The organism is Ruminococcus sp. 5_1_39BFAA (assembly GCF_964240875.1).
In the GTDB taxonomy this organism is placed as follows: domain Bacteria; phylum Bacillota; class Clostridia; order Lachnospirales; family Lachnospiraceae; genus Blautia_A.
Genome location: NZ_CAXSVO010000066.1, coordinates 1 through 4,462, shown reverse-complemented (window position 1 = coordinate 4,462; position 4,462 = coordinate 1). Strand labels below are relative to the sequence as shown.

The 4,462-nt window shown below is 44.9% G+C and carries 3 protein-coding genes; all 3 read left to right on the top strand.

The genetic code is table 11. The features are described 5' to 3' along the window. Positions 1-147 precede the first annotated feature (147 nt). From ACESZH_RS23525 to ACESZH_RS23515, 3 genes are read left to right on the top strand one after another with little or no spacing between them, the layout of a single operon-like run. Entirely contained in the window at positions 148-2,370 is a 2,223-nt protein-coding gene (locus ACESZH_RS23525) for a tyrosine-type recombinase/integrase (protein WP_373219508.1), read from the top strand. Next, positions 2,363-3,331, top strand: coding sequence for a tyrosine-type recombinase/integrase (locus ACESZH_RS23520; protein WP_158370200.1), 969 nt, complete (start codon positions 2,363-2,365; stop codon positions 3,329-3,331). The genes ACESZH_RS23525 and ACESZH_RS23520 overlap by 8 nt, the downstream gene beginning before the upstream one ends. Beyond that, complete coding sequence (locus tag ACESZH_RS23515) at positions 3,324-4,370, top strand: tyrosine-type recombinase/integrase (RefSeq protein ID WP_158370202.1); 1,047 nt, start codon at positions 3,324-3,326, stop codon at positions 4,368-4,370. Before ACESZH_RS23520 ends, ACESZH_RS23515 begins: the two co-directional genes overlap by 8 nt. Positions 4,371-4,462 lie beyond the last annotated feature (92 nt).

The following is a 4,462-nucleotide window of genomic DNA, read 5'->3' as shown; positions in this document are numbered from 1 at the left end:
ATTTGTCCATTTATCAGCACCTTATAAAAATCAGCACCTTTTTCCAAATGTCAGCGTTTTAACTGAATTCAAGTCGAAAAGGTGCTGATTTTATTTCTGCCCTTCGTTACCATACTATATAACACTATTTTACAGGAGGTAACGCTTATGATTTTTTCTTTTTGGCAGGAACATCTTGATGAGTTCCTTGACAGCATGTGTGAACAGGGATTCTGCACAAAAGTAATCTCTGCTCACAAACGATTCACACTATCCTTAGAGGAAGATGCGACTGTTCATGGCTGGCAAACCTACGAGGATGTGCGAAATTACTACAGTCTGCTTCCAGGCCTGAAGGACAAGACCAGGTGGTTTAAGCTCTCTATTATCAAGAAGCTGGAAGCTTTTCATCTGCTTGGACAAAAACCAGAGCATCGTATTGTTAAGGAGCATGTTCACGTTACTGCACCAACACGAAGCAAGGGAAGACTCAATCTTTTTCCATTGCGCGATCAATTAGACGATTTCCTCGCTTTTTTTATTCAGCAGGGACGCTGTGATGAAACTGTATTATCCATTCGCCGGACAGTCTCTTACATTATCACAATGTCCGCCTCTAACTCATGGGATACCTATCAAGATATCAAAGATTGGTATTTCGAGAAAAAACTTACAACCAAGTACCTTGATAAAATATACCGGATTATTGACCATATGGAGTACTGGCAGCTGAATGGCACCCTGATTGGTTGGGATGACCACGGTATGGTCAATGTAAGAAAACGAAGGTTTCTCACCGTTCCAGATGAAAAAATGTCCGTTGAGCCAAGCCTTGGAGATTTCGATCTTTCCTATGTCCAGATCCACTTAGATGAGTTTCTGGAATGCATGAAGGATAGGGGCTATAGCGAATCTTCATTGAAAGTAAACAAGAATAATCTAAAGCGTATCATCATGCTTTCCAGGAGCATCAGATGGGATTCTATCGATGAAATCCTTGAATGGAATGAACGCCGCCCAATCAGCACCAGTCATATGGACTCCACTAGGAAAACTCTTGAAAAACTCTCATGCTGGCTGTCTACAGGGGATGTCCCGGAGCATCCATCCATTCAAATGAAGCTTGAATCACGAGTACAGAGCCTCGGAGAGCTTGATCTTTCATTCTGGCAGGATCATCTCGATGGATTGCTTGCATACATGAAAGATCATGGATACTGCGAGGACTATCGCAAAAAACTGTATTTCCATACCCGCAGGCTTGTCATCCTCTCACGTGAAGTTGAATGGAATTCTTACGAAGACATCTGGAACTGGTTTTCATCACGCAGCTTCGGGAAATGTTATCTTCATGATATTCGGAGCATCCTTGGAATCCTCGATGAGTTCCACCGCCTGGGTATTATGCCCAACAACAGAGCAACGCAGAATCCGCTTTGCCCACGTGGGAACTGTTATTCGAAGCTTGTTCCCGAATACAAAGCTCTGGTGGACTATGCCTGTGAAGATGAAAAGCGGCGTGGTCTTAAGCCTAATACCATCAAATGTACGAAGACAAAAGCATCTTCGTTTTTATATTCTCTCCAGCAGAGGGGAGTTGAGCGGTTGATCGATGTGGCTGAAGAAGATGTACTTGCCTTTTTCTACACGGATGGAGTTTACCTCCGCGGACAGTCAACCGCATCCAGGATATCCTTGTTTTTCCGTACATGCGTCCCGTTAAATCCTAATGAGTGCAGGAGGATTGGAATGTACGTTCCGAAGTACCATTCCAGCCGGAAAACAATACAATACCTCACAACGGACGAGAGCAACAAGTTCAGGAAGGCTCTTAATGACGAAGGCAACGGCCTGTCCTACAAGGAGAGAGCCATAGGCACCATCATCTTCTATACAGGCATGCGGGGCTCTGACGTTTCATGCCTGAAACTTGACTCGGTAGACTTAAAGCATCGGACGATCAGCTTTACGCAGGAAAAAACAGGAAATCCCGTAGTCCTTCCACTCAGTACCGTGGTAGGGAATGCCATTTATGATTACTGCACTATTGAACGCCCGCACACTGACAGTCTCTACCTCTTTCTATGTGACGCGGCTCCTTATAATACACTTGGAAAGGGCGGCATTGAATGGGCTGTTACAAAAATCATGATGGCTGCAGGGATCCGTCAGGAGGAAGGCGATCGCAAGGGCGGGCATATCTTCCGCCACCGTGCAGCTTCAACCATGGCGGCTGGGAACATCCCTTCGCCTGTGATCAGTGCTGCATTGGGGCATTCTTCTCCGAAGTCGTTGGATGCCTATCTTTACGCAGATATGGAGCACATCCGGGAATGCTCGATCAGTCTTAAAAAGTATCCTGTGTCGAAGGAGGTGATCTCCCTTGGCTGAATACAGTAAAGAAAGAGCTTCTATCTTTGAGCCGTTCATCAGGTATCGAGTCGCATCGAACAACTGGAATGAAGTTTATTCACAAACGATCCTGTATTTCGACCGTTTCTGTTCCGAGAACTATCCCGGTGTGAAAGGGATAACGCAGGAGATGATTAATGGATGGTGCATTCAAAGACCTACGGAGCAGAAACGTTCTTTTATTGACAGATGTCAGTCCGCTCTTAGGCTGATAGAGTATTTACAGAATCGCAACCTTACATCTGTTGTAAAACCAGAAATGCCACCGGCACCGCCAAAGACACACATACCACATGCATTTTCCGAAGAAGAACTCTGTCGTTTCTTCAGCAGATGCGATGAAAATGTCAAAACCGCTCGCGACCAAAGCAGTCGCTTTATTGCCCTTAGCGCATCCGTGGAATTCCGGCTATTGTATAGCAGCGGTATGCGGCCAACGGAGACCCGCCTTCTTCGCACAGAGAATGTCGACCTTGCAAGAGGCATAATCAATGTGAAAGAAACAAAGGGAAATCAGCAGCACTATGTGGCTTTACATGACGATGCCATCCAGTTGTTGCGGGACTATGATGCTGTTGCATCAAAGCGCTTTCCATCACGCATTATTTTCTTTCCTATGAATTCGAAGAATCCAGACATGCCCATTTCACCTGACATGCTGGATTATCATTTTCATAAGGTGTGGGATAAGGTCAACGGGTCATCAGCGGTTCCTTATGATTTCCGACATAATTATGCGATAGAAAACATCAATTCATGGATTAATTCCGGATTTGAGTTCCATGATAAGCTTGTGTTTTTGAGCAAAAGTATGGGGCACACATCCCTTGAAAGCACCAAATACTACTATTCCATCGTCCCTGCACTGGCAGATATTTTACAGAAAACAACCGAAGCTGGGTTCGATGAGATTGTACCGGAGGTGCCGGATTATGAGTAGGATCAATTCAAAATCTTTTGACCTTGCACGTGCCATATCGGAATTCCTTACGGATTATGCGCCAATGCACCTTACCAACAGCGAGCACACACTGCATTCTTATGAGACGGCCATAACCCTATATATCGGGTATCTTGAAAACGAATGCGGTATAAAACCGGCAAACTTCAGTCCGCAGTGCTTTGAAGAGACAAAGGTTGAAGGCTGGATGGAATGGCTTTCGAATGAGCGAGGCTGCAGCCCGCAGTCATGCAACACGAGGCTTTCCTCTTTCCGGAAGTTTATAAAATATCTTTCGTCAAGGAATCCGAAATATCTGTATCTTCTTGATGAGGTATCGAAGGTTCCTCTCCGCAAAAAAACCAAGAAAAAAGTATCTGGACTTAGCCGTGAGGCAATAAAGGTAATTCTTGCCGAACCCGATACCACACATAAAACGGGAATTCGCGACCTTGCCTTAATGGTCATTCTTTATGCGACAGCGGCGCGGATTGACGAGATCCTTTCTATCCGTATAAAAGAGCTGAAGCTGGATATCGAAAAGCCTTATGTCGTAATAATCGGTAAAGGTGATAAAGTACGGACACTTTATCTGCTTCCCAAGGCGGTGGCGCATATCAGGCTATATATAAAGGTTTTTCATGGCTCGAATCCAAAACCGGATTCTTTCCTGTTTTTTTCCAGGAATAAAGGAACTATGGAAAAGCTGTCCCAGTCAGCAGTCCGGAAGATGATGAAGAAATATGCCAGTGCCTGTCATGAAAAGTGTGCAGATGTTCCCTTGGACCTCCATGCGCATCAGTTTCGGCACGCAAAGGCTTCACACTGGCTTGAGGATGGTATGAACATCGCTCAGATTTCATTCCTTCTTGGCCATTCGCAGCTTGAAACAACCATGATTTACCTGGATATAACAACGGAACAGGAGGCTGCGGCACTTGCCACCCTCGAAGATGAAAGTGACCGCAACGCTGTCCCGAAGTGGAATCCCGACACTGATAGTTTATCTTCAATCTGTGGTTTGAGAAAGTTGCAGTAAAACTAATCAGCACCTTTTCGTATGATAATCCAGACGAATGGTTTCATCAAGACAAAAGGTGCTGATTTTTATAAGGTGCTGATAATTCGACA